This window comes from Vibrio aerogenes, from assembly GCF_024346755.1.
Lineage (GTDB): Bacteria > Pseudomonadota > Gammaproteobacteria > Enterobacterales > Vibrionaceae > Vibrio > Vibrio aerogenes.
The window spans coordinates 909,096-932,741 of sequence record NZ_AP024861.1 but is presented as its reverse complement, the minus strand read 5'-3'; the positions used below and the strand labels follow the sequence as shown (position 1 = coordinate 932,741).

The following is a 23,646-nucleotide window of genomic DNA, read 5'->3' as shown; positions in this document are numbered from 1 at the left end:
AATATCAGTGGTCGTGATCTTGAATAAATAGCTCAAATGAATGGTTATTGAATTTTCAGCATAAAAAAACCACACGGGGATGCGGTTTTTTGGGGTGAAGTGGCGTGATGAACAGTCTCACAATCGGGCTAAAAGACGTTTTTAATGGCTTTTAGGTTTTGTTATGGGCTTACGTTATGTGGACGCACATATTCTCACGGTCTTCAATTCACACAAAGTGGGTACACTGTTCTGCACCTCACTTACTGCCTATTATTCTTTATATTACTACATGAAAATCATTTAAAGAAAGGCTCTTTGTAATAAGTTCTATTAGGTAAACCATTTTTATTGAAGGGGCCTGCATACTTTTTATCGTTAAGAGTTGTGTTGGCTAGTGTTGCTAGATCTACAACACTGTTCAAAAACACTTTTATATTGTCATTGTTTATGGTCCACATTGCTTCTTTTAATTTCTTTATATCGGCCGCATGTGTGACTTCTATTTTCATTTGGCTCGCTGTTTGGTCTATTTCTTCTACTAGTTTTTTATAAAATATCTCCCCCCATGTTTCGACAAGCTTATCACCAGGATTATCCTTAAAATTGGAGATTTTGTTCGCTTCTTCTTTAACTTTTTTTACTTTGTACTCTGCCAAAAGCTCATATACCAAATGATTCGCGTATGCTCCCCAATCTTTTTTTAGTATTTCGTCAGTGATAGCTGCGCTGTTATTATATCCGATATATGCAAGACTTATGAAATCTACGGCTTTATCGCTAATTAGTGCATTCTGTTCCGCCCCCCCAAAGAATTGATCACCTAATTCTTCAGTTTGTTTTTCCCAAGATGTTAAAGCATTTTGCAATGTATTAAGTTGATTAGCCACGTATTGCACTTCTGTTTTTTGATTGAAGTCATGTTGAAATTCATTCTCCGCAATCTTTAACCTGAGGCTTTTAGGAGACATATGCCTGTAAGTCTTTTTTGTGTCTTTTGCTTTATCTAACGTATTATCTTCAATCGCCATGATTTCTTTTATTTTTAGATCTCCATCTCGATTAACCTTAAGTCCCTCACGATCAACTACAACTTCAGCTTTTCTTTGTAGTATCCTGCCTGCGCTCACTTCACTATGGTCTACTTTTTTTCCAAAACTGAATTGTATAGCTTCAGAACGATTATCCACAAAACCAAAACCTTGTTTCCTATTACTTTTCTTCTGAACAACAGCATCCGCAACCAACCGCCTTTCTTTTATGTTCTTTGGCTTCTCTATTTGTGCATGCATATTTCAACCTTTATCAAATTGGATTTTATTCATTGTTATAGGCTTCCATTCATTGCCTTATAACAACCCAATAAACGGACAATGACCCATTAACACCTGATCCGGCTGTTATTAAGCCACCAGTGAACGTGATCAAACTAAAATCACTTGAATCAAAAGACGTACAGCTTAAGACACTGTGAATCTTTATTGAGTATAGAAAGGTGAAGAGAATTGTTCTTGGTATAACTTACAAAGATTGATGCATATTCAACGGATTCAACCTCACCGCATCACTCAAATGACTAGGTGCAAGGTGTGAATACCGCATTGTTGTCGTGATCTCGCTATGCCCAAGAATATCTTTCAATACAACGATATTACCACCCTGCATGACAAAATGACTGGCGAACGTATGGCGCAGAACGTGGGACATCTGCCCTCTGGGTAACTGAATTTGTGCTCTAACTACAGATTTGCGAAAAGCGCTTAAACTGGAGAGAAACAATTTCTCATCACCTGTTTTGCCAATACTAATCAGTTCAGCAAACAGCGAATCATTGATTGGTACAGCTCTGTTTTTGCCTGACTTAGTATTCAGGAAAGTGATCTTCCCTCCGGCCACCTGCGATGCTTTCAGTGATTCTGCCTCACTCCACCGCGCCCCGGTGGCAAGGCAGACTTTGACCACATAAATCAAAGGTTCATTGCTGGAAAGCTGGCAAGCATGAAGAAGCTTATCAATTTCATCATGAGTCAGAAAACGTAGCTCACCGTCACGCTCTTTAAACTGCCGAATATGCTGCACCGGGTTATCATACTCAATCACCCCAAGGCGCTTGAGTTCGTTAAACATCGCCCGTAGATAAGCATGTTCACGGTTAGCCGTTGTCGTGCTGACTTCCTGCGTCCGCTGCTCCCGGTATTTGGCGAAATGCTCGTTGGTCAGGTCTGAAGCAATCGGATTCCCTAACCGCTCAGACATCCGGTAAAGTAATTTTCTCAGCCGGATATGGTCATTGAATCAGAGCACGGTGATTGTGTCGATATGTCGGAAGTCCACGCTTCATCACAGGCCAACCCGGAAAACCGCCGCCATGAACTGATGACCCGGATCGCCGGTTGTCAGGAATACGCCGATGCAAATAACCATGCCGCGGTGTTTATCACCATGACCACAGCAAGCCGCTTTCACCGCCTGAAAAAGCGCGGTCATTACTGGATTGAGAACCCGGCTTTTGATGGCAGTTGTCCGCGTGATGCCCATGCATGGCTGAGCCTGAACTGGTCTCGCTTTCGCAGTTGGGCAGACCGTCACGGACTGGATTATTACGGTTTAAGAGTGGTTTAAGAGTGGTTGAACCGTATCAGGACGGTACACCGCACTGGCACGGTGTATTTTTCATGCCACTGGAACAAGCCGGTACGTTTATCAAAGCGCTTCAAAACTACCAGTATCAACAGGAGAGCACAGAACTTTATAATGCGTCTTGTAAGCCGAAAAACAAAGCAATGAAAGTCCGGTTTGATGCTAAGTTGCTGGATGGTACAGAAGGCGGTGCCGTGGCCTACCTTGCTAAGTATATTTCGAAAAACTTGGACGGCTTCGGGCTGGATACTCAGATAACCGTAAAGCCAAGCTTCAAGACACCGTGAAAAACGTCACAACGTGGTCACATCATACCAATCTGAGTAAAAATATGATCTAATTGAGACTATTCATTACTTGCATTAATTCGCTATGGATAGCCTCAACGACATCGACTTCAAAAAGCTCGCAAGCCAGCAAAAATCCATCCAGATGAAAATGAGATTGCTGGCTCTCGCACACTTCAAAGACGGACATTCTCGTACTCAAATAGCCAAGTTTTTCAAGGTAAGCAGGACCAGTGTTTATAAATGGGTTCAGACTTTTCTCGAAGAAGGGTTAGAAGGTCTACAGGAAAAACCAAGAACCGGTAGACCGCCATTCTTGACTCCTGAGCAAAGAGAGCAATTAAGTCAATACATCAAAAGCAAAGCCCATGATGCGCAAGATGGACGACTTACTGGCCCCGATATCCATGCTTATATTGTGAAAGAATTTGGTAAATACTATCATCCTGACTCTATCTATTACCTGCTCGACCATATGGGATTCTCGTGGATAACTTCTCGTTCAAGACACCCTAAGCAGACTCAAGAAATTCAGACGATTTTAAAAAAATTCAAAATCGAAACGATCCTTAAGATCCCTGGTCATATGCCTTTGGAACATATCGATGTTTGGTTCCAACTTGTTCCGTTTTAAACCGGACACCATTTCCGGGATAAACCAGCCATTTTTCCACTCACTCCGGAATCACTGTCCGGTTGAGCGGAAACCCTGTCCGGTTACTCCGGAATCTCTCCCTTTTCTCTTTTAAATCAATCACTCACTATTCTTGTTATGCATCTTAACGTAGCAAGGAAGTGATAATGCCGAAAAAGAGAACATCTATGACAAACATCAAAGAGGTATTACGCCTTAAATATGAGTGCAATCTGTCGACCAGAAAGATCGCTTCCTGCTCGAAAGTCAGTCGCTCGACGGTCTCAGAAATACTGACCCGATTTGAGCAAAGCACAATGAGTTGGCCACTTCCCGAGAACTGCTCAGATACCGAACTGGGTCTGGCTATTTACCGAGACAAAACAACCAGCAACATTAAAGTCATGCCGGACTTCGCTCAGTGTTTTGTTGAACTTAAACGTAAAGGCATAAGCAAACATCTTCTGTGGGAGGAGTACCTGGCGGAATATCAGGAAAGAGCTTATCGTTACAGCCAGTTCTGCGAACATTACACCCGCTGGTTATCGACCCAAAAACGCAGTATGCGCCAGACTCATCTGGCGGGTGACAAACTGTTCATTGATTACTGTGGCCCGACTATCCCGGTTGTGAATCCTGACACCGGAGAAATCCGCAATGCTCAGATCTTCGTGGCAACATTGGGCGCTTCCAACTACACCTATGTTGAAGCCAGTGAAAGTCAACGACTTGAACACTGGCTGGAGGCTCATGCCAATGCCTTCGAACACTTCGGTGGTGTTCCGGCCCTTCTGGTACCTGACAACCTAAAAGCAGCAGTAACCAAAACGGATCGTTACGCGCCTAAACTCAACGAGAGTTACCGGAAACTGGCATCCCATTACCGAACTGCCGTGATGCCAGCTCGTCCCTATAAACCGAAAGACAAAGCAAAAGCAGAAAATGCGGTGCTTATCGTTGAACGCTGGATCATGATGCGGCTTCGTCACCAGACCTTCCACACCTTCAAAGAGCTTAATCTCTCTATCCGTGAATTAATGGACTCGCTGAACCAAAGACAAATGAAACAACTGGGAGCGAGCCGGAAAGCGTTGTTCGAAACCCTGGATAAACCAGCCCTGAAACCACTTCCCGTACAGCGTTATCTCTACATGGAAATGAAACGCGCTAAAGTCGGACCGGATTACCACATCGAATACAAGAAACATTATTACTCAGTACCGCATCAGTTAGTTGGTCAGCATGTTGAGCTTGAAGCCACCTCCAGACTGGTACAGATATACCATCAGGGAAATCTGGTCTCACAGCACCCAGCGAGTAAAAAAGAGTACGGTCTTAGTACCTGTCCAGAGCACATGCCCGGCAATCATCAATATCAGAAATGGTCTCCAGAGCGGTTGCTGAACTGGGGCGGCAGAGTGGGCGCCGCCACACAGGAAGTCGTTAATCGCCAACTCATGTCAAAAGAACATCCGGCACAAGCGAATCGTAGCTGTCTCGGACTTCTCAACCTGGCTAAAAAATACGGTGACACTCGTTTAGAGCAGGCATGTAAGGATGCCCTGATGGTGAATAAGCCCTATCTCAGGTTCATCAGAAATCTTCTTGAAAATCATCGGGAAGGACTGCTGTCTTCCTCACCGGAATCCACCCCGGATATCCAGCACAGCAATGTGCGCGGACCAAACTGTTATCACTAGGAGAAAATAATGAACCAGATAAACGAACAACTTAAATCACTACACCTGAGTCATGCTGCCACTGCTCTTGAACAACAACGAGAGCAGCTATCTACCTATGCAGAACTTCACTTCGAAGAGCGGTTAAGTCTGTTGCTTGAAAGTGAACTGCTGGGACGAAATCAGACCAAAATCCAGAGACTAAAGAGGCAAGCCAAACTACGAGTGGATGCACTGCCAAGTCAGATTATTTACAGAGAAGGTCGGGGGTTAAAACGAACTCAAATGAGTGAACTCTTCACAGGAGGATATTTACAGAAAAAACAAAACGTTCTTATTACCGGAGCGACGGGTGCCGGGAAAACTTATGTTGCCTGTGCATTGGCTGCGCAGGCTTGTGAGCAACTGTATAGCGTTCGTTACCACAGGCTCAGTCGCTTACTTGATGATCTGAGTTCGGGGCGACTTGACGGTACTTATCAGAAACAACTCCTTGCTCTGTCTCGAAAACACCTTCTGATCCTGGATGACTGGGGTATGGAAAAGCTCAGCCCAGATCATGCAGGTCATTGACTGGAACTTCTGGAAGATCGCTACCAAACCAACAGCACAATCATGATAAGCCAATTACCGGTGAAGGAATGGTACAACATGATAGGAAATGCCACGGTCGCAGATGCTTTACTGGACAGGTTAATCCACAACAGTCATCGTATAGAACTGGCAGGGGAATCAATGAGAAAACTGGCGCAATCCGGACAGGTAGGGTAAAAATAGGGTTAGAGAAAAGAGAGGGATCATCGTGTCCGGATTAAACCGGAACAGGTGTCCGGAATCGCCGGAATATGCATATGGGCTGAAAGAGGAACACGCCCAAGAGCGGTAAAGCAACAACAATTTGAATATGCCTATCAGTTTGGTTCAGTCTGTCCCAGCAGAGGAATTGGTGAGGCTATGGTTGTACCTTGGGTCAATAAAGACATCATGATAGAACATTTAAGGCAAATATCAGCAATCACCGAAAAAGGTCGTTATTCAGTGGTAGTTATGGATGGCGCAGGGTGGCATACAGAAGACATTGCCTGTGAATTTGAGAACGTCAGTATCATGAAACTCCCACCATATTCTCCTGAACTGAATCCAATCGAGCAAACGAAGAAAGGAACAAAAAACAGGCATAAAAAAGCCCCTGCTTTTCAGCAAGGGCTTACAATTCAATCCAAATAATGGCGGAGCGGACGGGACTCGAACCCGCGACCCCCGGCGTGACAGGCCGGTATTCTAACCAACTGAACTACCGCTCCACTTCAGATTGTCTGACATATGAAGTCCTACTTTAATCCGCTTCATCTGTCCGGTATATAAAGCCTGGCAGTGACCTACTCTCACATGGGGAAACCCCACACTACCATCGGCGCAATTGCGTTTCACTTCTGAGTTCGGCATGGATTCAGGTGGGTCCACAACGCTATGGCCGCCAGGCAAATTCTGTTTCTTATCTCCACTTTTTAAAAAAAGTGAAAACAAAAATTCTGGAAAACTGACTGATTCTCTACACATCCAATTGTCTTAATCTGAGTCCACAAAACCCCTTGGGTGTTGTATGGTTAAGCCTCACGGGTAATTAGTACAGGTTAGCTCAACGCCTCACAACGCTTACACACCCTGCCTATCAACGTCCTGGTCTCGGACAACCCTTCAGAGCACTTAAAGTGCCAGGGAGAACTCATCTCAGGGCTCGCTTCCCGCTTAGATGCTTTCAGCGGTTATCGATTCCGAACTTAGCTACCGGGCAATGCGTCTGGCGACACAACCCGAACACCAGAGGTTCGTCCACTCCGGTCCTCTCGTACTAGGAGCAGCCCCCTTCAATTCTCCAACGCCCACGGCAGATAGGGACCGAACTGTCTCACGACGTTCTAAACCCAGCTCGCGTACCACTTTAAATGGCGAACAGCCATACCCTTGGGACCGACTTCAGCCCCAGGATGTGATGAGCCGACATCGAGGTGCCAAACACCGCCGTCGATATGAACTCTTGGGCGGTATCAGCCTGTTATCCCCGGAGTACCTTTTATCCGTTGAGCGATGGCCCTTCCATTCAGAACCACCGGATCACTATGACCTGCTTTCGCACCTGCTCGAGCCGTCACTCTCGCAGTTAAGCGGGCTTATGCCATTGCACTAACCTCACGATGTCCAACCGTGATTAGCCCACCTTCGTGCTCCTCCGTTACTCTTTGGGAGGAGACCGCCCCAGTCAAACTACCCACCAGACACTGTCCTTGTCCCGGATAACGGGACTAAGTTAGAACATCAAACATACAAGGGTGGTATTTCAAGGATGGCTCCATGCATACTGGCGTACACACTTCAAAGCCTCCCACCTATCCTACACATGTAGGCTCAATGTTCAGTGCCAAGCTGTAGTAAAGGTTCACGGGGTCTTTCCGTCTAGCCGCGGGTACACTGCATCTTCACAGCGATTTCAATTTCACTGAGTCTCGGGTGGAGACAGCGTGGCCATCATTACGCCATTCGTGCAGGTCGGAACTTACCCGACAAGGAATTTCGCTACCTTAGGACCGTTATAGTTACGGCCGCCGTTTACCGGGGCTTCGATCAAGAGCTTCGCCTAAGCTAACCCCATCAATTAACCTTCCGGCACCGGGCAGGCGTCACACCGTATACGTCATCTTACGATTTTGCACAGTGCTGTGTTTTTAATAAACAGTTGCAGCCACCTGGTATCTGCGACTCTCATCAGCTCCAAGAGCAAGTCTCTTCACCGTCAAGAGCGTACCTTCTCCCGAAGTTACGGTACCATTTTGCCTAGTTCCTTCACCCGAGTTCTCTCAAGCGCCTTGGTATTCTCTACCCGACCACCTGTGTCGGTTTGGGGTACGATTCCTTACAATCTGAAGCTTAGAGGCTTTTCCCGGAAGCATGGCATCAATGACTTCACTACCTTAGTAGCCCGACATCGTGTCTCAGCCTTATCGTGGAACCGGATTTGCCTAATCCCACAGCCTACGCACTTGAACCAGGACAACCGTCGCCTGGCCCACCTAGCCTTCTCCGTCCCCCCATCGCAATTGTAAGAAGTACGGGAATATTAACCCGTTTCCCATCGACTACGCTTTTCAGCCTCGCCTTAGGGGTCGACTTACCCTGCCCCGATTAACGTTGGACAGGAACCCTTGGTCTTCCGGCGTGGGGGTTTTTCACCCCCATTATCGTTACTCATGTCAGCATTCGCACTTCTGATACGTCCAGCATGCCTTACAGCACACCTTCAGCCGCTTACAGAACGCTCCCCTACCCAATACGATAAATCGTATTGCCGCAGCTTCGGTTTATTGCTTAGCCCCGTTACATCTTCCGCGCAGGCCGACTCGACTAGTGAGCTATTACGCTTTCTTTAAATGATGGCTGCTTCTAAGCCAACATCCTAGCTGTCTGAGCCTTCCCACATCGTTTCCCACTTAGCAATAATTTGGGACCTTAGCTGGCGGTCTGGGTTGTTTCCCTCTCCACGACGGACGTTAGCACCCGCCGTGTGTCTCCCGGATAGTACTTACTGGTATTCGGAGTTTGCAAAGGGTTGGTAAGTCGGGATGACCCCCTAGCCTTAACAGTGCTCTACCCCCAGTAGTATTCGTCCGAGGCGCTACCTAAATAGCTTTCGGGGAGAACCAGCTATCTCCGGGTTTGATTGGCCTTTCACCCCTAGCCACAAGTCATCCGCTAATTTTTCAACATTAGTCGGTTCGGTCCTCCAGTTGATGTTACTCAACCTTCAACCTGCCCATGGCTAGATCACCCGGTTTCGGGTCTATATCCAGAGACTGAACGCCCAGTTAAGACTCGCTTTCGCTACGGCTTCCCTATCCGGTTAACCTTGCCACTGAATATAAGTCGCTGACCCATTATACAAAAGGTACGCAGTCACCCCATAAAAGAGGCTCCTACTGCTTGTACGTATACGGTTTCAGGTTCTGTTTCACTCCCCTCACAGGGGTTCTTTTCGCCTTTCCCTCACGGTACTGGTTCACTATCGGTCAGTCAGGAGTATTTAGCCTTGGAGGATGGTCCCCCCATGTTCAGACAGGATATCACGTGTCCCGTCCTACTCGTTTTCACCTTATATGCATCTTCGGTTACGGGGCTGTCACCCTGTATCGCGGCACTTTCCAGAGCCTTCACCTGACACATATAAAACTTAAGGGCTAATCCGGGGTCGCTCGCCGCTACTGCCGGAATCTCTGTTGATTTCTTTTCCTCGGGGTACTTAGATGTTTCAGTTCCCCCGGTTCGCCTCTTTACCCTATGGATTCAGGTAAAGATACCTGCTGCTGCAGGTGGGTTTCCCCATTCGGAAATCCCGGACTCATGTGGGTCTTACTCCCTCATCCGGGCTTATCGCAAGTTAGTACGTCCTTCATCGCCTCTGACTGCCAAGGCATCCACCGTATACGCTTAGTCACTTAACCATACAACCCCAAAGGGTCTTACAGTCAAACAACCAAGGTGTCTGCAATTATTTAAACATGATGCAGACTTTGATTTTGCCGGACTCAAATTTTTTCTTCTGCCAAAGCAGAAGCCAAGAACACTTGAATGTGTTTGGTGTATTCATATATGAATACTTTGAGAACTTTTACAAACAATTCTTATTTGAAATAAACAAGAACTGCTTTGTCAGCTTTCCAAATTGTTAAAGAGCTAAGCCTGTCAGAAACAGGCTATTTTTAAATATTCTTAAAAAAAACATTTAAAAATACAAACGTTGGTGGGTCTGAGTGGACTTGAACCACCGACCTCTCGCTTATCAGGCGAACGCTCTAACCACCTGAGCTACAGACCCAACGACTCTTTCTAAACCAAATCAATCTGTGTGAGCACTCATCAACGTATCTTTATCGTTAAGGAGGTGATCCAGCGCCAGGTTCCCCTAGCGCTACCTTGTTACGACTTCACCCCAGTCATGAACCACAAAGTGGCAAGCGTCCTCCCGAAGGTTAAACTACCTGCTTCTTTTGCAGCCCACTCCCATGGTGTGACGGGCGGTGTGTACAAGGCCCGGGAACGTATTCACCGTAGCATTCTGATCTACGATTACTAGCGATTCCGACTTCATGGAGTCGAGTTGCAGACTCCAATCCGGACTACGACGGACTTTTTGGGATTCGCACACTTTCGCAAGTTAGCTGCCCTCTGTATCCGCCATTGTAGCACGTGTGTAGCCCTACTCGTAAGGGCCATGATGACTTGACGTCGTCCCCACCTTCCTCCGGTTTATCACCGGCAGTCTCCCTGAAGTTCCCACCCGAAGTGCTGGCAATCAAGGATAAGGGTTGCGCTCGTTGCGGGACTTAACCCAACATTTCACAACACGAGCTGACGACAGCCATGCAGCACCTGTCTCAGAGCTCCCGAAGGCACTAATCCATCTCTGGAAAATTCTCTGGATGTCAAGAGTAGGTAAGGTTCTTCGCGTTGCATCGAATTAAACCACATGCTCCACCGCTTGTGCGGGCCCCCGTCAATTCATTTGAGTTTTAATCTTGCGACCGTACTCCCCAGGCGGTCTACTTAACGCGTTAGCTCCGAAAGCCACGGCTCAAGGCCACAACCTCCAAGTAGACATCGTTTACGGCGTGGACTACCAGGGTATCTAATCCTGTTTGCTCCCCACGCTTTCGCATCTGAGTGTCAGTATCTGTCCAGGGGGCCGCCTTCGCCACCGGTATTCCTTCAGATCTCTACGCATTTCACCGCTACACCTGAAATTCTACCCCCCTCTACAGTACTCTAGATGACCAGTTTCAAATGCTGTTCCGGGGTTAAGCCCCGGGCTTTCACATCTGACTTAATCATCCACCTGCATGCGCTTTACGCCCAGTAATTCCGATTAACGCTCGCACCCTCCGTATTACCGCGGCTGCTGGCACGGAGTTAGCCGGTGCTTCTTCTGCAGCTAACGTCAAATGATGCACGTATTAAATACACCACCTTCCTCACTGCTGAAAGTACTTTACAACCCGAAGGCCTTCTTCATACACGCGGCATGGCTGCATCAGGCTTGCGCCCATTGTGCAATATTCCCCACTGCTGCCTCCCGTAGGAGTCTGGACCGTGTCTCAGTTCCAGTGTGGCTGATCATCCTCTCAGACCAGCTAGGGATCGTCGCCTTGGTGAGCCCTTACCTCACCAACAAGCTAATCCCACCTGGGCATATCCCGACGCGAGAGGCCCGAAGGTCCCCCTCTTTGGTCCGTAGACGTTATGCGGTATTAGCCATCGTTTCCAATGGTTATCCCCCACATCAGGGCAATTTCCCAGGCATTACTCACCCGTCCGCCGCTCGACGCCAAGAAAGCAAGCTTTCTTTCGTTTCCGCCCGACTTGCATGTGTTAAGCCTGCCGCCAGCGTTCAATCTGAGCCATGATCAAACTCTTCAATTAAAGTTTTTTCTGAAGCCGGAGCTTCTGCTCAATGAATACTGTGATATTACATCGTAATATCGAATTGACTGTGCCAATATCTCATCAGAGATATCGATTTGGTCACTCATTCACTGATAAATCTTTTTATAAGATATCTGTTAACGAGTACCCACACAGATTGATTGGTTTATATTGTTAAAGAGCTTTGCTTTCAGTGCCTTAGCACCTGACAGGACGCGTATATTACGCTTTCCTGACTGAAAGTCAACATAAAATTCTCATTCTTTTGAAAACTTTATGGTGACTTCTTTTCATCAACTGAAAAGAAGCGAAAATAAAGCCTGGCAGTGACCTACTCTCACATGGGGAAACCCCACACTACCATCGGCGCAATTGCGTTTCACTTCTGAGTTCGGCATGGATTCAGGTGGGTCCACAACGCTATGGCCGCCAGGCAAATTCTGTTTCTTATCTCCACTTTTTAAAAAAGTGAAAACAAAAATTCTGGAAAACTGACTGACTCTCTACACATCCAATTGTCTTTAATCTTGAGTCCACAAAACCCCTTGGGTGTTGTATGGTTAAGCCTCACGGGCAATTAGTACAGGTTAGCTCAACGCCTCACAACGCTTACACACCCTGCCTATCAACGTCCTGGTCTCGGACAACCCTTCAGAGCACTTAAAGTGCCAGGGAGAACTCATCTCAGGGCTCGCTTCCCGCTTAGATGCTTTCAGCGGTTATCGATTCCGAACTTAGCTACCGGGCAATGCGTCTGGCGACACAACCCGAACACCAGAGGTTCGTCCACTCCGGTCCTCTCGTACTAGGAGCAGCCCCCTTCAATTCTCCAACGCCCACGGCAGATAGGGACCGAACTGTCTCACGACGTTCTAAACCCAGCTCGCGTACCACTTTAAATGGCGAACAGCCATACCCTTGGGACCGACTTCAGCCCCAGGATGTGATGAGCCGACATCGAGGTGCCAAACACCGCCGTCGATATGAACTCTTGGGCGGTATCAGCCTGTTATCCCCGGAGTACCTTTTATCCGTTGAGCGATGGCCCTTCCATTCAGAACCACCGGATCACTATGACCTGCTTTCGCACCTGCTCGAGCCGTCACTCTCGCAGTTAAGCGGGCTTATGCCATTGCACTAACCTCACGATGTCCAACCGTGATTAGCCCACCTTCGTGCTCCTCCGTTACTCTTTGGGAGGAGACCGCCCCAGTCAAACTACCCACCAGACACTGTCCTTGTCCCGGATAACGGGACTAAGTTAGAACATCAAACATACAAGGGTGGTATTTCAAGGATGGCTCCATGCATACTGGCGTACACACTTCAAAGCCTCCCACCTATCCTACACATGTAGGCTCAATGTTCAGTGCCAAGCTGTAGTAAAGGTTCACGGGGTCTTTCCGTCTAGCCGCGGGTACACTGCATCTTCACAGCGATTTCAATTTCACTGAGTCTCGGGTGGAGACAGCGTGGCCATCATTACGCCATTCGTGCAGGTCGGAACTTACCCGACAAGGAATTTCGCTACCTTAGGACCGTTATAGTTACGGCCGCCGTTTACCGGGGCTTCGATCAAGAGCTTCGCCTAAGCTAACCCCATCAATTAACCTTCCGGCACCGGGCAGGCGTCACACCGTATACGTCATCTTACGATTTTGCACAGTGCTGTGTTTTTAATAAACAGTTGCAGCCACCTGGTATCTGCGACTCTCATCAGCTCCAAGAGCAAGTCTCTTCACCGTCAAGAGCGTACCTTCTCCCGAAGTTACGGTACCATTTTGCCTAGTTCCTTCACCCGAGTTCTCTCAAGCGCCTTGGTATTCTCTACCCGACCACCTGTGTCGGTTTGGGGTACGATTCCTTACAATCTGAAGCTTAGAGGCTTTTCCCGGAAGCATGGCATCAATGACTTCACTACCTTAGTAGCCCGACATCGTGTCTCAGCCTTATCGTGGAACCGGATTTGCCTAATCCCACAGCCTACGCACTTGAACCAGGACAACCGTCGCCTGGCCCACCTAGCCTTCTCCGTCCCCCCATCGCAATTGTAAGAAGTACGGGAATATTAACCCGTTTCCCATCGACTACGCTTTTCAGCCTCGCCTTAGGGGTCGACTTACCCTGCCCCGATTAACGTTGGACAGGAACCCTTGGTCTTCCGGCGTGGGGGTTTTTCACCCCCATTATCGTTACTCATGTCAGCATTCGCACTTCTGATACGTCCAGCATGCCTTACAGCACACCTTCAGCCGCTTACAGAACGCTCCCCTACCCAATACGATAAATCGTATTGCCGCAGCTTCGGTTTATTGCTTAGCCCCGTTACATCTTCCGCGCAGGCCGACTCGACTAGTGAGCTATTACGCTTTCTTTAAATGATGGCTGCTTCTAAGCCAACATCCTAGCTGTCTGAGCCTTCCCACATCGTTTCCCACTTAGCAATAATTTGGGACCTTAGCTGGCGGTCTGGGTTGTTTCCCTCTCCACGACGGACGTTAGCACCCGCCGTGTGTCTCCCGGATAGTACTTACTGGTATTCGGAGTTTGCAAAGGGTTGGTAAGTCGGGATGACCCCCTAGCCTTAACAGTGCTCTACCCCCAGTAGTATTCGTCCGAGGCGCTACCTAAATAGCTTTCGGGGAGAACCAGCTATCTCCGGGTTTGATTGGCCTTTCACCCCTAGCCACAAGTCATCCGCTAATTTTTCAACATTAGTCGGTTCGGTCCTCCAGTTGATGTTACTCAACCTTCAACCTGCCCATGGCTAGATCACCCGGTTTCGGGTCTATATCCAGAGACTGAACGCCCAGTTAAGACTCGCTTTCGCTACGGCTTCCCTATCCGGTTAACCTTGCCACTGAATATAAGTCGCTGACCCATTATACAAAAGGTACGCAGTCACCCCATAAAAGAGGCTCCTACTGCTTGTACGTATACGGTTTCAGGTTCTGTTTCACTCCCCTCACAGGGGTTCTTTTCGCCTTTCCCTCACGGTACTGGTTCACTATCGGTCAGTCAGGAGTATTTAGCCTTGGAGGATGGTCCCCCCATGTTCAGACAGGATATCACGTGTCCCGTCCTACTCGTTTTCACCTTATATGCATCTTCGGTTACGGGGCTGTCACCCTGTATCGCGGCACTTTCCAGAGCCTTCACCTGACACATATAAAACTTAAGGGCTAATCCGGGGTCGCTCGCCGCTACTGCCGGAATCTCTGTTGATTTCTTTTCCTCGGGGTACTTAGATGTTTCAGTTCCCCCGGTTCGCCTCTTTACCCTATGGATTCAGGTAAAGATACCTGCTGCTGCAGGTGGGTTTCCCCATTCGGAAATCCCGGACTCATGTGGGTCTTACTCCCTCATCCGGGCTTATCGCAAGTTAGTACGTCCTTCATCGCCTCTGACTGCCAAGGCATCCACCGTATACGCTTAGTCACTTAACCATACAACCCCAAAGGGTCTTACAGTCAAACAACCAAGGTGTCTGCAATTATTTAAACATGATGCAGACTTTGATTTTGCCGGACTCAAATTTTTTCTTCTGCTTAAAGCAGAAGCCAAGAACACTTGAATGTGTTTGGTGTATTCATATATGAATACTTTGAGAACTTTTACAAACAATTCTTATTTCAAATAAACAAGAACTGCTTTGTCAGCTTTCCAAATTGTTAAAGAGCTTGATTTGTTAATACAAACCATTTTAAAACACACTTCACCAAATATGCTTTAAAATGGTGGAGCTATGCGGGATCGAACCGCAGACCTCTTGCATGCCATGCAAGCGCTCTCCCAGCTGAGCTATAGCCCCTCTGTGTTTTAACAAACTTAAACCAAATCAATCTGTGTGAGCACTCATCAACGTATCTTTATCGTTAAGGAGGTGATCCAGCGCCAGGTTCCCCTAGCGCTACCTTGTTACGACTTCACCCCAGTCATGAACCACAAAGTGGCAAGCGTCCTCCCGAAGGTTAAACTACCTGCTTCTTTTGCAGCCCACTCCCATGGTGTGACGGGCGGTGTGTACAAGGCCCGGGAACGTATTCACCGTAGCATTCTGATCTACGATTACTAGCGATTCCGACTTCATGGAGTCGAGTTGCAGACTCCAATCCGGACTACGACGGACTTTTTGGGATTCGCACACTTTCGCAAGTTAGCTGCCCTCTGTATCCGCCATTGTAGCACGTGTGTAGCCCTACTCGTAAGGGCCATGATGACTTGACGTCGTCCCCACCTTCCTCCGGTTTATCACCGGCAGTCTCCCTGAAGTTCCCACCCGAAGTGCTGGCAATCAAGGATAAGGGTTGCGCTCGTTGCGGGACTTAACCCAACATTTCACAACACGAGCTGACGACAGCCATGCAGCACCTGTCTCAGAGCTCCCGAAGGCACTAATCCATCTCTGGAAAATTCTCTGGATGTCAAGAGTAGGTAAGGTTCTTCGCGTTGCATCGAATTAAACCACATGCTCCACCGCTTGTGCGGGCCCCCGTCAATTCATTTGAGTTTTAATCTTGCGACCGTACTCCCCAGGCGGTCTACTTAACGCGTTAGCTCCGAAAGCCACGGCTCAAGGCCACAACCTCCAAGTAGACATCGTTTACGGCGTGGACTACCAGGGTATCTAATCCTGTTTGCTCCCCACGCTTTCGCATCTGAGTGTCAGTATCTGTCCAGGGGGCCGCCTTCGCCACCGGTATTCCTTCAGATCTCTACGCATTTCACCGCTACACCTGAAATTCTACCCCCCTCTACAGTACTCTAGATGACCAGTTTCAAATGCTGTTCCGGGGTTAAGCCCCGGGCTTTCACATCTGACTTAATCATCCACCTGCATGCGCTTTACGCCCAGTAATTCCGATTAACGCTCGCACCCTCCGTATTACCGCGGCTGCTGGCACGGAGTTAGCCGGTGCTTCTTCTGCAGCTAACGTCAAATGATGCACGTATTAAATACACCACCTTCCTCACTGCTGAAAGTACTTTACAACCCGAAGGCCTTCTTCATACACGCGGCATGGCTGCATCAGGCTTGCGCCCATTGTGCAATATTCCCCACTGCTGCCTCCCGTAGGAGTCTGGACCGTGTCTCAGTTCCAGTGTGGCTGATCATCCTCTCAGACCAGCTAGGGATCGTCGCCTTGGTGAGCCCTTACCTCACCAACAAGCTAATCCCACCTGGGCATATCCCGACGCGAGAGGCCCGAAGGTCCCCCTCTTTGGTCCGTAGACGTTATGCGGTATTAGCCATCGTTTCCAATGGTTATCCCCCACATCAGGGCAATTTCCCAGGCATTACTCACCCGTCCGCCGCTCGACGCCAAGAAAGCAAGCTTTCTTTCGTTTCCGCCCGACTTGCATGTGTTAAGCCTGCCGCCAGCGTTCAATCTGAGCCATGATCAAACTCTTCAATTAAAGTTTTTTCTGAAGCCTAAGCTTCTGCTCAATGAATACTGTGATATTACATCGTAATATCGAATTGACTGTGCCAATATCTCATCAGAGATATCGATTTGGTCACTCATTCACTGATAAATCTTTTTATAAGATATCTGTTAACGAGCACCCACACAGATTGATTGGTTTATATTGTTAAAGAGCAAAATTCAACTTTCAGCCTTAGCTTCAAGAGGACGGCTATTTTATCGATATAAGATTCAGTGTCAACCACTTTTTCTTGTTATTTTCTTAAGCATTTAAGAAACACGATAAACCGTTTTACTTTATCAGGCATCCCCTGACTCAGTGGGGTCGCATTATAGGGAGAAATAAATTCTTGGCAATAGAAAATTCACGAAATTTTCATTTTTTCATTCAAAAGGCTAAAACATCACCGAAAGCGCTATTTTTTGATACTTTTCTGTCCAATTAACTCTGGATATTACCTTTTTAGTATAAAAAAGAGAGGGAGACACCATAGTGCTGCCCTCCCTGGTAAATCGAACGATACTTGGCACTTATTGTGTTATCAGTATTTCACCATTCTGTACGGATAGAGAAATGGGCTTTCCTGATTCAATACTGCCATTCAAAATAGATTTAGCTAAAGGATTCTCAACTGTTTGCTGAATTGCACGCTTCAGCGGCCTTGCACCATAAACCGGGTCATATCCGACCCGGGCAATCAGTTCTAATGCCTTATCGTTCACATTTAACAGATAATCTTTTTCTTGCATTCTCTGACTCAAACGCTCCAGCTGAATTGCAGCAATCGACTTAATGTGCGCCTTGCCAAGTGGGTGGAACACAATACTTTCATCAACTCTGTTTAAGAACTCAGGCCGGAAATGTCGGCTGACAACATCCATCACCTGTTCTTTCATTGCCTGATAGTCCAGTTCCCGGAAATGTTCCTGAATCTGAGCCGATCCCAAATTGGATGTCATAATTACGACTGTATTACGAAAATCAACCGTGCGCCCTTGCCCATCGGTCAGCCTTCCATCATCTAATACCTGCAGCAAGATGTTAAATACATCAGCATGTGCCTTTTCTACTTCATCCAGCAGAATTACAGAATAAGGTTTTCTTCGGACAGCTTCTGTCAGATATCCGCCTTCTTCATACCCAACGTAACCGGGAGGTGCACCAACTAAACGGGCTACAGAGTGTTTCTCCATGAATTCTGACATGTCAATACGAACCATCGCATCATCGCTATCAAACATAAAACCGGCTAAAGCTTTACATAATTCAGTTTTACCAACGCCAGTAGGGCCTAAAAACAAGAAAGAACCTATCGGACGATTTGGATCCGATAGTCCCGCCCGGCTTCTGCGAATTGCATTCGAGATAACCTCCACCGCTTCAGTTTGCCCCACCACCCGTTTGTGCAGAACATCTTCCATTCTTAATAGTTTTGCTTTTTCAGCTTCCAGCATTTTTGAGACAGGAATACCTGTTTGTCTGGACAACACTTCAGCGATCTCACTATCAGTGACTTTATTTTTTAATAAAGTCATATCCTGCATCTCAGCCTGAGCCGCCAGATCTAATTGTTTTTCTAATTCAGGTATGCGCCCATACTGCAATTCAGACATCCGGCTTAAATCACCCGCTCTTCTCGCGACGTCCATATCCAGTCTTGCCTGTTCTAATTCAGTTTTTATATGCTGGGCTCCGGATAAGGCTGCTTTTTCCGCTTTCCATACTTCTTCCAGCTCTACATATTCTTTCTCTTTATCCTGCAATTCAGCATTTAGAATATTCAGACGCTTTTCGCTGGCATCATCCTGTTCATTCATCAAAGCCTGTTGCTCTATCTTGAACTGTATAATTTTACGCTCAAGCTTATCCAGGGCTTCAGGTTTCGAATCCATTTGTAAACGAATACTGGAAGCTGCTTCATCAATCAAATCGATTGCTTTGTCGGGCAACTGACGATCAGACACATAACGATGCGATAAACTGGCTGCTGAAACAATCGCAGGGTCTGTAATTTCTACATGATGGTGAAGTTCATAACGTTCTTTCAAACCACGTAGTATAGCAATTGTATCTTCGACAGACGGCTCATCGACCAGAACTTTTTGAAAACGCCGTTCAAGCGCTGCATCTTTCTCAATATATTGACGGTATTCGTCAAGTGTCGTCGCACCAACACAATGTAATTCACCTCTTGCTAATGCTGGTTTGAGCATATTTCCGGCATCCATAGAGCCTTCTCCTTTGCCGGCTCCAACCATTGTATGCAATTCATCAATAAAGAGGATAATGTTGCCTTCTTCTTTGGCTAACTCATTCAATACTGACTTCAGTCTTTCTTCAAATTCTCCCCGGTATTTTGCGCCGGCGACTAAAGCCCCCATATCTAAAGAAAGAACCCGACGACTACGCAATCCTTCCGGTACTTCATTATTGACGATTCGTTGAGCCAAACCTTCAACAATCGCTGTTTTACCTACACCGGGCTCACCGATAATTACCGGATTGTTTTTTGTTCTGCGCTGTAATACCTGAATCGTCCGCCGGATTTCATCATCCCGGCCAATCACAGGATCCAGCTTTCCTTGTTCAGCCCGCTCCGTCAGATCAATCGTAAATTTTTCTAAGGCCTGTCGTAATTCTTCTGCGTTAGGGTCATTGACTTTCTGCCCGCCTCTGATTTTTTCAATCGCCTTAGACACTTTGCTTTCGGTTAAGCCTAACTCTTTCAGCAATTGTCCGAGCGGCCCCTTATCTTCAAGAACAGCTAACAGAAATATTTCAGAAGATATATAAGTATCCTGACGCTTTTGAGCAATCTTATCGCACAGGTTAAACAAAGTTCCCATAGAGCCGGAAAGCTGCACATCACCTCCGATGCCAGTGACTTTGGGCAAACGATCCAGTATCTCTCCTAACTTAGAGCGAAGTTGCATGACATCCACATCAAGCATCGTAAATAAGGGACGAACAGGGCTGCCTGTTTGATCTAATAAAGCAACCATCAAATGAACAGGCTCTATATATTGATGATCTCGCCCTAATGCCAATGACTGAGCATCAGAGATAGCAAGCTGAAATTTGCTAGTGAACCGGTCAAGACGCATACCAACCTCCCGCTGGGCAATCTAATCTTTTACTGATTAGAAAAATGGCTACGTCTTTGGTTTTTTTCAAGAGGGGAAACGGGAACTTTGGAAGAAAAACGTTATATGAACCAAATAAAAGATGCCTGACGACCAGTCACACCATCTCTTCTGTAAGAAAAATACCTGCCTGAATGACTAAAAGTACATTGATTCGAATGAAATACCGCAGTAACCCCCTGACGGTTGAATCGCTGTGTGGCTAACAATGCTAAATCTGCCAGCCATTTTCCCTGATGATGAGTATGTGGCTTAAATGCTTTGATTGCTTCTCCGTCAAACGAAGTAAATGCTTCGACAACATCTTCCCCGACTTCGAAAGCATCTTTGCCAATCGCAGGCCCCATCCACGCTATAATTTCACCAGAAAAAAAGCGGCAGCTATTTTCCAAAATACCATCCGCTAATCCGCGCCAACCTGCATGAACTGCAGCGACCTGATTTCCGACAGCATTCGTCATCAAAACAGGCAGACAATCTGCAGTCATCACCGCACATACAACCCCGGGCGTTTCGGTGAAAACACCATCCGCATCAATGATTGCACCAGGGTGACGATCCACATGAACCACTCTGTTAGAATGCGTTTGATTCAACCAGAGTGGTTCACCGGGCATTGATGCTTTCGTTCTGATAATCTGGCGGTTAAACAACACATCTTCAGGTGAATCTCCGACATGCATGCCAAGATTAAGGCTCTCATAACAACCTGTCGAAACGCCCCCCTCTCTGACCGAGGAGAGCGCACGAACCCTGGCGGGGGCATTCCATTCAGGCAGAATCATTAGTTGTTCTCTTCTGAGCCATATAACATGGTGTCTTCTCTTAGTGCTTCGGTAATTTCAACCATATCATCCGGTACCGGTGCATGAAATTCCATTGGTTCTCCAGTTACAGGATGTTCAAACTTCAGCATCACCGCATGGAGCGCCTGCCGGTCAAACGAACGCAGTAAACTAACTAAATGCTCAGAAGCACCTTTGGGGATCCGGACACGACCACCATAGGCAACATCACCAAGCAGTGGATGTTGAACAGAAGACATATGAACACGAATCTGGTGAGTTCTGCCGGTTTCCAGCCTTAAACGAATTCGCGTATGCTCACGAAAATGTTCAGCAACCCGGTAGTGCGTAACCGCCGGTTTACCCATTGGAGAAACTGCCATCAGAGTTCTTTTGGTCGAATGCCTGCCAATAGGCTTATCAACCAAACCACCAGCCGTCATTGTGCCTGTTGCAATGGCTTCGTACTCACGGGTAATCTGCCGCTTTTGAAGCGCCCTGACTAACCGGGTTTGAGCTGGTACTGTTTTTGCCACAACCATCAGTCCTGTTGTATCTTTATCAAGACGGTGAACAATCCCTGCCCTTGGCACTTCTGCGATATCCGGATAATAGAATAATAATGCATTCAGTACCGTACCATCCGGTGTACCAGCCCCCGGATGAACCACAAAATCTCTTGGCTTATTAATCACCAGAATATCATCATCTTCATAAACGATATCCAAAGGCAGATCCTGAGGTTCCCAACGGTCTTCATCTTCAAGTTCGGCATGAAGTGTGATTTCCTCACCCCCCATCACTTTATGGCGTGGTTTCATGATGACTTCATCATCAACCACAACTTTTCCGGCCAAAAGCCACTCTTTTAGCCGCGAACGGGAAAAATCAGTAAATAATTCAGCAATCGCCTGATCTAAACGTTGCCCCAACTGTGTTACCTTTACTGTACTCTTTAATTCTATCTGCTGAGCCATATCGAACTTTTAAAAAAACTAAGAGACTAACAGTCTCTGGTATGAGTAAAATAATACTTATATTGTATCTGTTACCACACAGAAAGTAACGTAACCATTTTAGTGACCATAATACTCAGTCGCCAACAGATTATTATTTTGGCAATAATCTGGGTACTGTTGTATTTCTGAACTATTCGACTATCAAGGAAGCCATTTCGGACATGAAACATCAAGCGTTATTAAGTCTTCTTGCTCTGACTTTATTTATGACTGGCTGTTCAAGCAAGAAAACGATTGTTCCAGACATGCCCCCATCGCAACTTTATTCAGATGCACAAACTTCTTTGCAAGAAGGGAAGTGGAACCGGGCAATAGAGAAACTGGAAGCAATGGATTCCAGATATCCTTTCGGTCCTTATTCAAATCAGGTACAGCTCGATCTGATTTATGTTTATTATAAAAATGGTGATCTTTCGATGGCATTAGCAACCATAGATCGATTCATCAGACTCAACCCAACACATAAAAAAATGGATTGGGTTCTGTATATGAGAGGATTAACGAATTCTGCGCAAGACACCAATTATATGCATGAGCTGTTTAATACAGATCGTTCAGACCGGGATCCTGAACCTGTCGAAGAGGCATTTGGTGACTTCAAAAAACTGGTGAAACGATATCCGGACAGCCTTTATGCGAATGACGCCCGCCAACGGATGTTCTCCCTGAAAAAAAGACTGGCAAAATACGAACTCGCAACCGCTGATTTTTATTTAAGAAGAGAAGCATGGATAGCAGCCATCAAACGATGTCAGGAATTGCAGAATAAATTTCCCGGCACAGAAGCGGCGAGAGAGTCATTGGAAATTCAGGCAGAGGCATATAAACAGCTGGGCCTGGAAGACGCAGAGAAAAGAACCCGTCATTTAATCGGATTAAATCCGGCTTAATCACTGATTTTACCGATGCTCCCTGAGAAACGCTAAAGGGAGCATAAAAGTTATCGCTGGTAACATCATCACCAATACCCGGCTATTACTTTTTCTGGTCGAAAAACATCCCTAAAAAACACAAATTTTTCAGCCCAACCTTTCCCTAAAGTATCGATATCAAAAATATTCTCAACTATTTCAGGTGTTAATTTTCTCAGTCTTTGGTCAGGATCACGTTTAAATATCTCCCTGAATTGAACGGTAATTTCAGTGAAGCAGATCACATTTATTTCTATCTGAAACGTTAATCTGAAACTAATCCATAGGGAGAAATCACAGAGGAAAACAATATGAAAGTAAACATTACCGGTAAAAACATTGAAGTCACCTCTGCTATCCGCGAACACATTGAAGGGAAAATGAAAAAGCTTGAAAAGTGGCAGGTTGATATCATTGGATGTCAAACCAGTTTTCAGGAAGAACCGAATAAGAAGAAAAAGTTTGAAGCAGTTATCTCGATACCCAAAGGACAGCTAATTGCCTCCGCCGTGCATGAAGATTTATATGCCGCTGTCAATGAAGTTGAGCAAAAATTAGAAAGACAAATCAATAAGTTAAGACACAAACCTGAAGCAAAGCGGGGTGAAAAAATAAGTACTGAAGAAACTTCAGAATAATATGATTTCCCATCTGTTTTTAATAGCGCC

At 46.6% G+C, this 23,646-nt stretch carries 9 protein-coding genes, 3 tRNA genes, 6 rRNA genes and 3 pseudogenes; 7 read left to right on the top strand and 14 right to left on the bottom strand.

Annotation, left to right across the window (positions count from 1 at the left end; all coding sequences use genetic code 11):
- Window positions 1-278 precede the first annotated feature (278 nt).
- Entirely contained in the window at window positions 279-1,271 is a 993-nt protein-coding gene (locus OCV29_RS04345) for a hypothetical protein (protein ID WP_073603801.1), read from the bottom strand.
- Window positions 1,272-1,500: 229 nt separating this feature from the next.
- The gene (locus OCV29_RS04340) at window positions 1,501-2,235 is read right to left on the bottom strand and encodes a phage integrase (RefSeq protein WP_245796843.1); all 735 of its coding nucleotides are present in this window, start codon (window positions 2,233-2,235) and stop codon (window positions 1,501-1,503) included.
- Window positions 2,236-2,262: 27 nt separating this feature from the next.
- Here OCV29_RS04340 and OCV29_RS04335 point away from each other — a divergent pair.
- The 5 genes and pseudogenes from OCV29_RS04335 to OCV29_RS04315 all read left to right on the top strand — a co-directional run.
- Window positions 2,263-2,926 (top strand): annotated as a pseudogene (locus OCV29_RS04335) (replication endonuclease); the annotation flags it as partial.
- Between the two features lie 65 nt (window positions 2,927-2,991).
- The gene (locus OCV29_RS04330; RefSeq protein WP_084193312.1) at window positions 2,992-3,540 is read left to right on the top strand and encodes an IS630 family transposase; all 549 of its coding nucleotides are present in this window, start codon (window positions 2,992-2,994) and stop codon (window positions 3,538-3,540) included.
- 167 nt (window positions 3,541-3,707) lie between these two features.
- Window positions 3,708-5,240 (top strand): IS21 family transposase, encoded by a 1,533-nt coding sequence (istA, locus tag OCV29_RS04325; protein WP_073603802.1) that lies wholly within the window; start codon window positions 3,708-3,710, stop codon window positions 5,238-5,240.
- 9 nt (window positions 5,241-5,249) lie between these two features.
- Window positions 5,250-5,990, top strand: a pseudogene (gene istB / locus OCV29_RS04320) (IS21-like element helper ATPase IstB).
- 78 nt (window positions 5,991-6,068) lie between these two features.
- A pseudogene (locus OCV29_RS04315) lies at window positions 6,069-6,446 on the top strand (transposase); the annotation flags it as partial.
- On the opposite strand, the gene OCV29_RS04310 reads toward OCV29_RS04315, so the two are convergent.
- The 12 genes from OCV29_RS04310 to rluD all read right to left on the bottom strand — a co-directional run bounded on the left by OCV29_RS04310 (window position 6,447) and on the right by rluD (window position 22,025).
- A tRNA-Asp gene (locus OCV29_RS04310) sits at window positions 6,447-6,523 on the bottom strand. It lies immediately after the preceding pseudogene.
- A gap of 62 nt (window positions 6,524-6,585) precedes the next feature.
- Window positions 6,586-6,701: ribosomal RNA gene (gene rrf / locus OCV29_RS04305) — 5S ribosomal RNA — on the bottom strand.
- 121 nt (window positions 6,702-6,822) lie between these two features.
- Window positions 6,823-9,712: ribosomal RNA gene (locus tag OCV29_RS04300) — 23S ribosomal RNA — on the bottom strand.
- Window positions 9,713-10,009: 297 nt separating this feature from the next.
- Window positions 10,010-10,086: transfer RNA gene (locus OCV29_RS04295), tRNA-Ile, on the bottom strand.
- A 59-nt stretch (window positions 10,087-10,145) separates the two neighbouring features.
- Window positions 10,146-11,687, bottom strand: a 16S ribosomal RNA gene (locus OCV29_RS04290).
- A gap of 321 nt (window positions 11,688-12,008) precedes the next feature.
- A 5S ribosomal RNA gene (gene rrf / locus OCV29_RS04285) occupies window positions 12,009-12,124 on the bottom strand.
- Window positions 12,125-12,246: 122 nt separating this feature from the next.
- Window positions 12,247-15,136 (bottom strand): 23S ribosomal RNA (locus OCV29_RS04280).
- Between the two features lie 289 nt (window positions 15,137-15,425).
- Window positions 15,426-15,501: transfer RNA gene (locus OCV29_RS04275), tRNA-Ala, on the bottom strand.
- A 65-nt stretch (window positions 15,502-15,566) separates the two neighbouring features.
- Window positions 15,567-17,108 (bottom strand): 16S ribosomal RNA (locus OCV29_RS04270).
- Together the 16S, 23S and 5S rRNA genes with 3 tRNA genes alongside form the textbook arrangement of a ribosomal RNA operon.
- Before the next feature lie 542 nt (window positions 17,109-17,650).
- The gene (gene clpB / locus OCV29_RS04265) at window positions 17,651-20,224 is read right to left on the bottom strand and encodes an ATP-dependent chaperone ClpB (protein WP_073603258.1); all 2,574 of its coding nucleotides are present in this window, start codon (window positions 20,222-20,224) and stop codon (window positions 17,651-17,653) included.
- Window positions 20,225-20,325: 101 nt separating this feature from the next.
- The gene (pgeF, locus tag OCV29_RS04260) at window positions 20,326-21,048 is read right to left on the bottom strand and encodes a peptidoglycan editing factor PgeF (RefSeq protein ID WP_073603259.1); all 723 of its coding nucleotides are present in this window, start codon (window positions 21,046-21,048) and stop codon (window positions 20,326-20,328) included.
- Window positions 21,048-22,025, bottom strand: a complete 978-nt coding sequence (rluD, locus tag OCV29_RS04255; protein WP_073603260.1) for a 23S rRNA pseudouridine(1911/1915/1917) synthase RluD — start codon at window positions 22,023-22,025, stop codon at window positions 21,048-21,050. The genes pgeF and rluD overlap by 1 nt, the downstream gene beginning before the upstream one ends.
- A gap of 203 nt (window positions 22,026-22,228) precedes the next feature.
- On the opposite strand from rluD, the gene OCV29_RS04250 reads away from it, so the two are divergent.
- Both OCV29_RS04250 and hpf read left to right on the top strand, forming a co-directional pair.
- The gene (locus OCV29_RS04250; protein ID WP_073603261.1) at window positions 22,229-22,957 is read left to right on the top strand and encodes an outer membrane protein assembly factor BamD; all 729 of its coding nucleotides are present in this window, start codon (window positions 22,229-22,231) and stop codon (window positions 22,955-22,957) included.
- A gap of 332 nt (window positions 22,958-23,289) precedes the next feature.
- A complete protein-coding gene (hpf, locus tag OCV29_RS04245; protein WP_073603263.1) occupies window positions 23,290-23,616 on the top strand; it encodes a ribosome hibernation-promoting factor, HPF/YfiA family in 327 nt (108 codons plus the stop codon).
- The last annotated feature ends 30 nt before the right edge of the window (window positions 23,617-23,646 follow it).

What these genes read in the sequence shown, in the direction of transcription:
- OCV29_RS04345 (WP_073603801.1), bottom strand. Translation starts at nt 1,271, where the DNA reads ATGCATGCACAAATAGAGAAGCCAAAGAACATAAAAGAAAGGCGGTTG.
- clpB (WP_073603258.1), bottom strand. Translation starts at nt 20,224, where the DNA reads ATGCGTCTTGACCGGTTCACTAGCAAATTTCAGCTTGCTATCTCTGAT.
- OCV29_RS04330 (WP_084193312.1), top strand. Translation starts at nt 2,992, where the DNA reads ATGGATAGCCTCAACGACATCGACTTCAAAAAGCTCGCAAGCCAGCAA.
- hpf (WP_073603263.1), top strand. Translation starts at nt 23,290, where the DNA reads ATGAAAGTAAACATTACCGGTAAAAACATTGAAGTCACCTCTGCTATC.
- rluD (WP_073603260.1), bottom strand. Translation starts at nt 22,025, where the DNA reads ATGGCTCAGCAGATAGAATTAAAGAGTACAGTAAAGGTAACACAGTTG.
- pgeF (WP_073603259.1), bottom strand. Translation starts at nt 21,048, where the DNA reads ATGATTCTGCCTGAATGGAATGCCCCCGCCAGGGTTCGTGCGCTCTCC.
- OCV29_RS04250 (WP_073603261.1), top strand. Translation starts at nt 22,229, where the DNA reads ATGAAACATCAAGCGTTATTAAGTCTTCTTGCTCTGACTTTATTTATG.
- istA (WP_073603802.1), top strand. Translation starts at nt 3,708, where the DNA reads ATGCCGAAAAAGAGAACATCTATGACAAACATCAAAGAGGTATTACGC.
- OCV29_RS04340 (WP_245796843.1), bottom strand. Translation starts at nt 2,235, where the DNA reads ATGTCTGAGCGGTTAGGGAATCCGATTGCTTCAGACCTGACCAACGAG.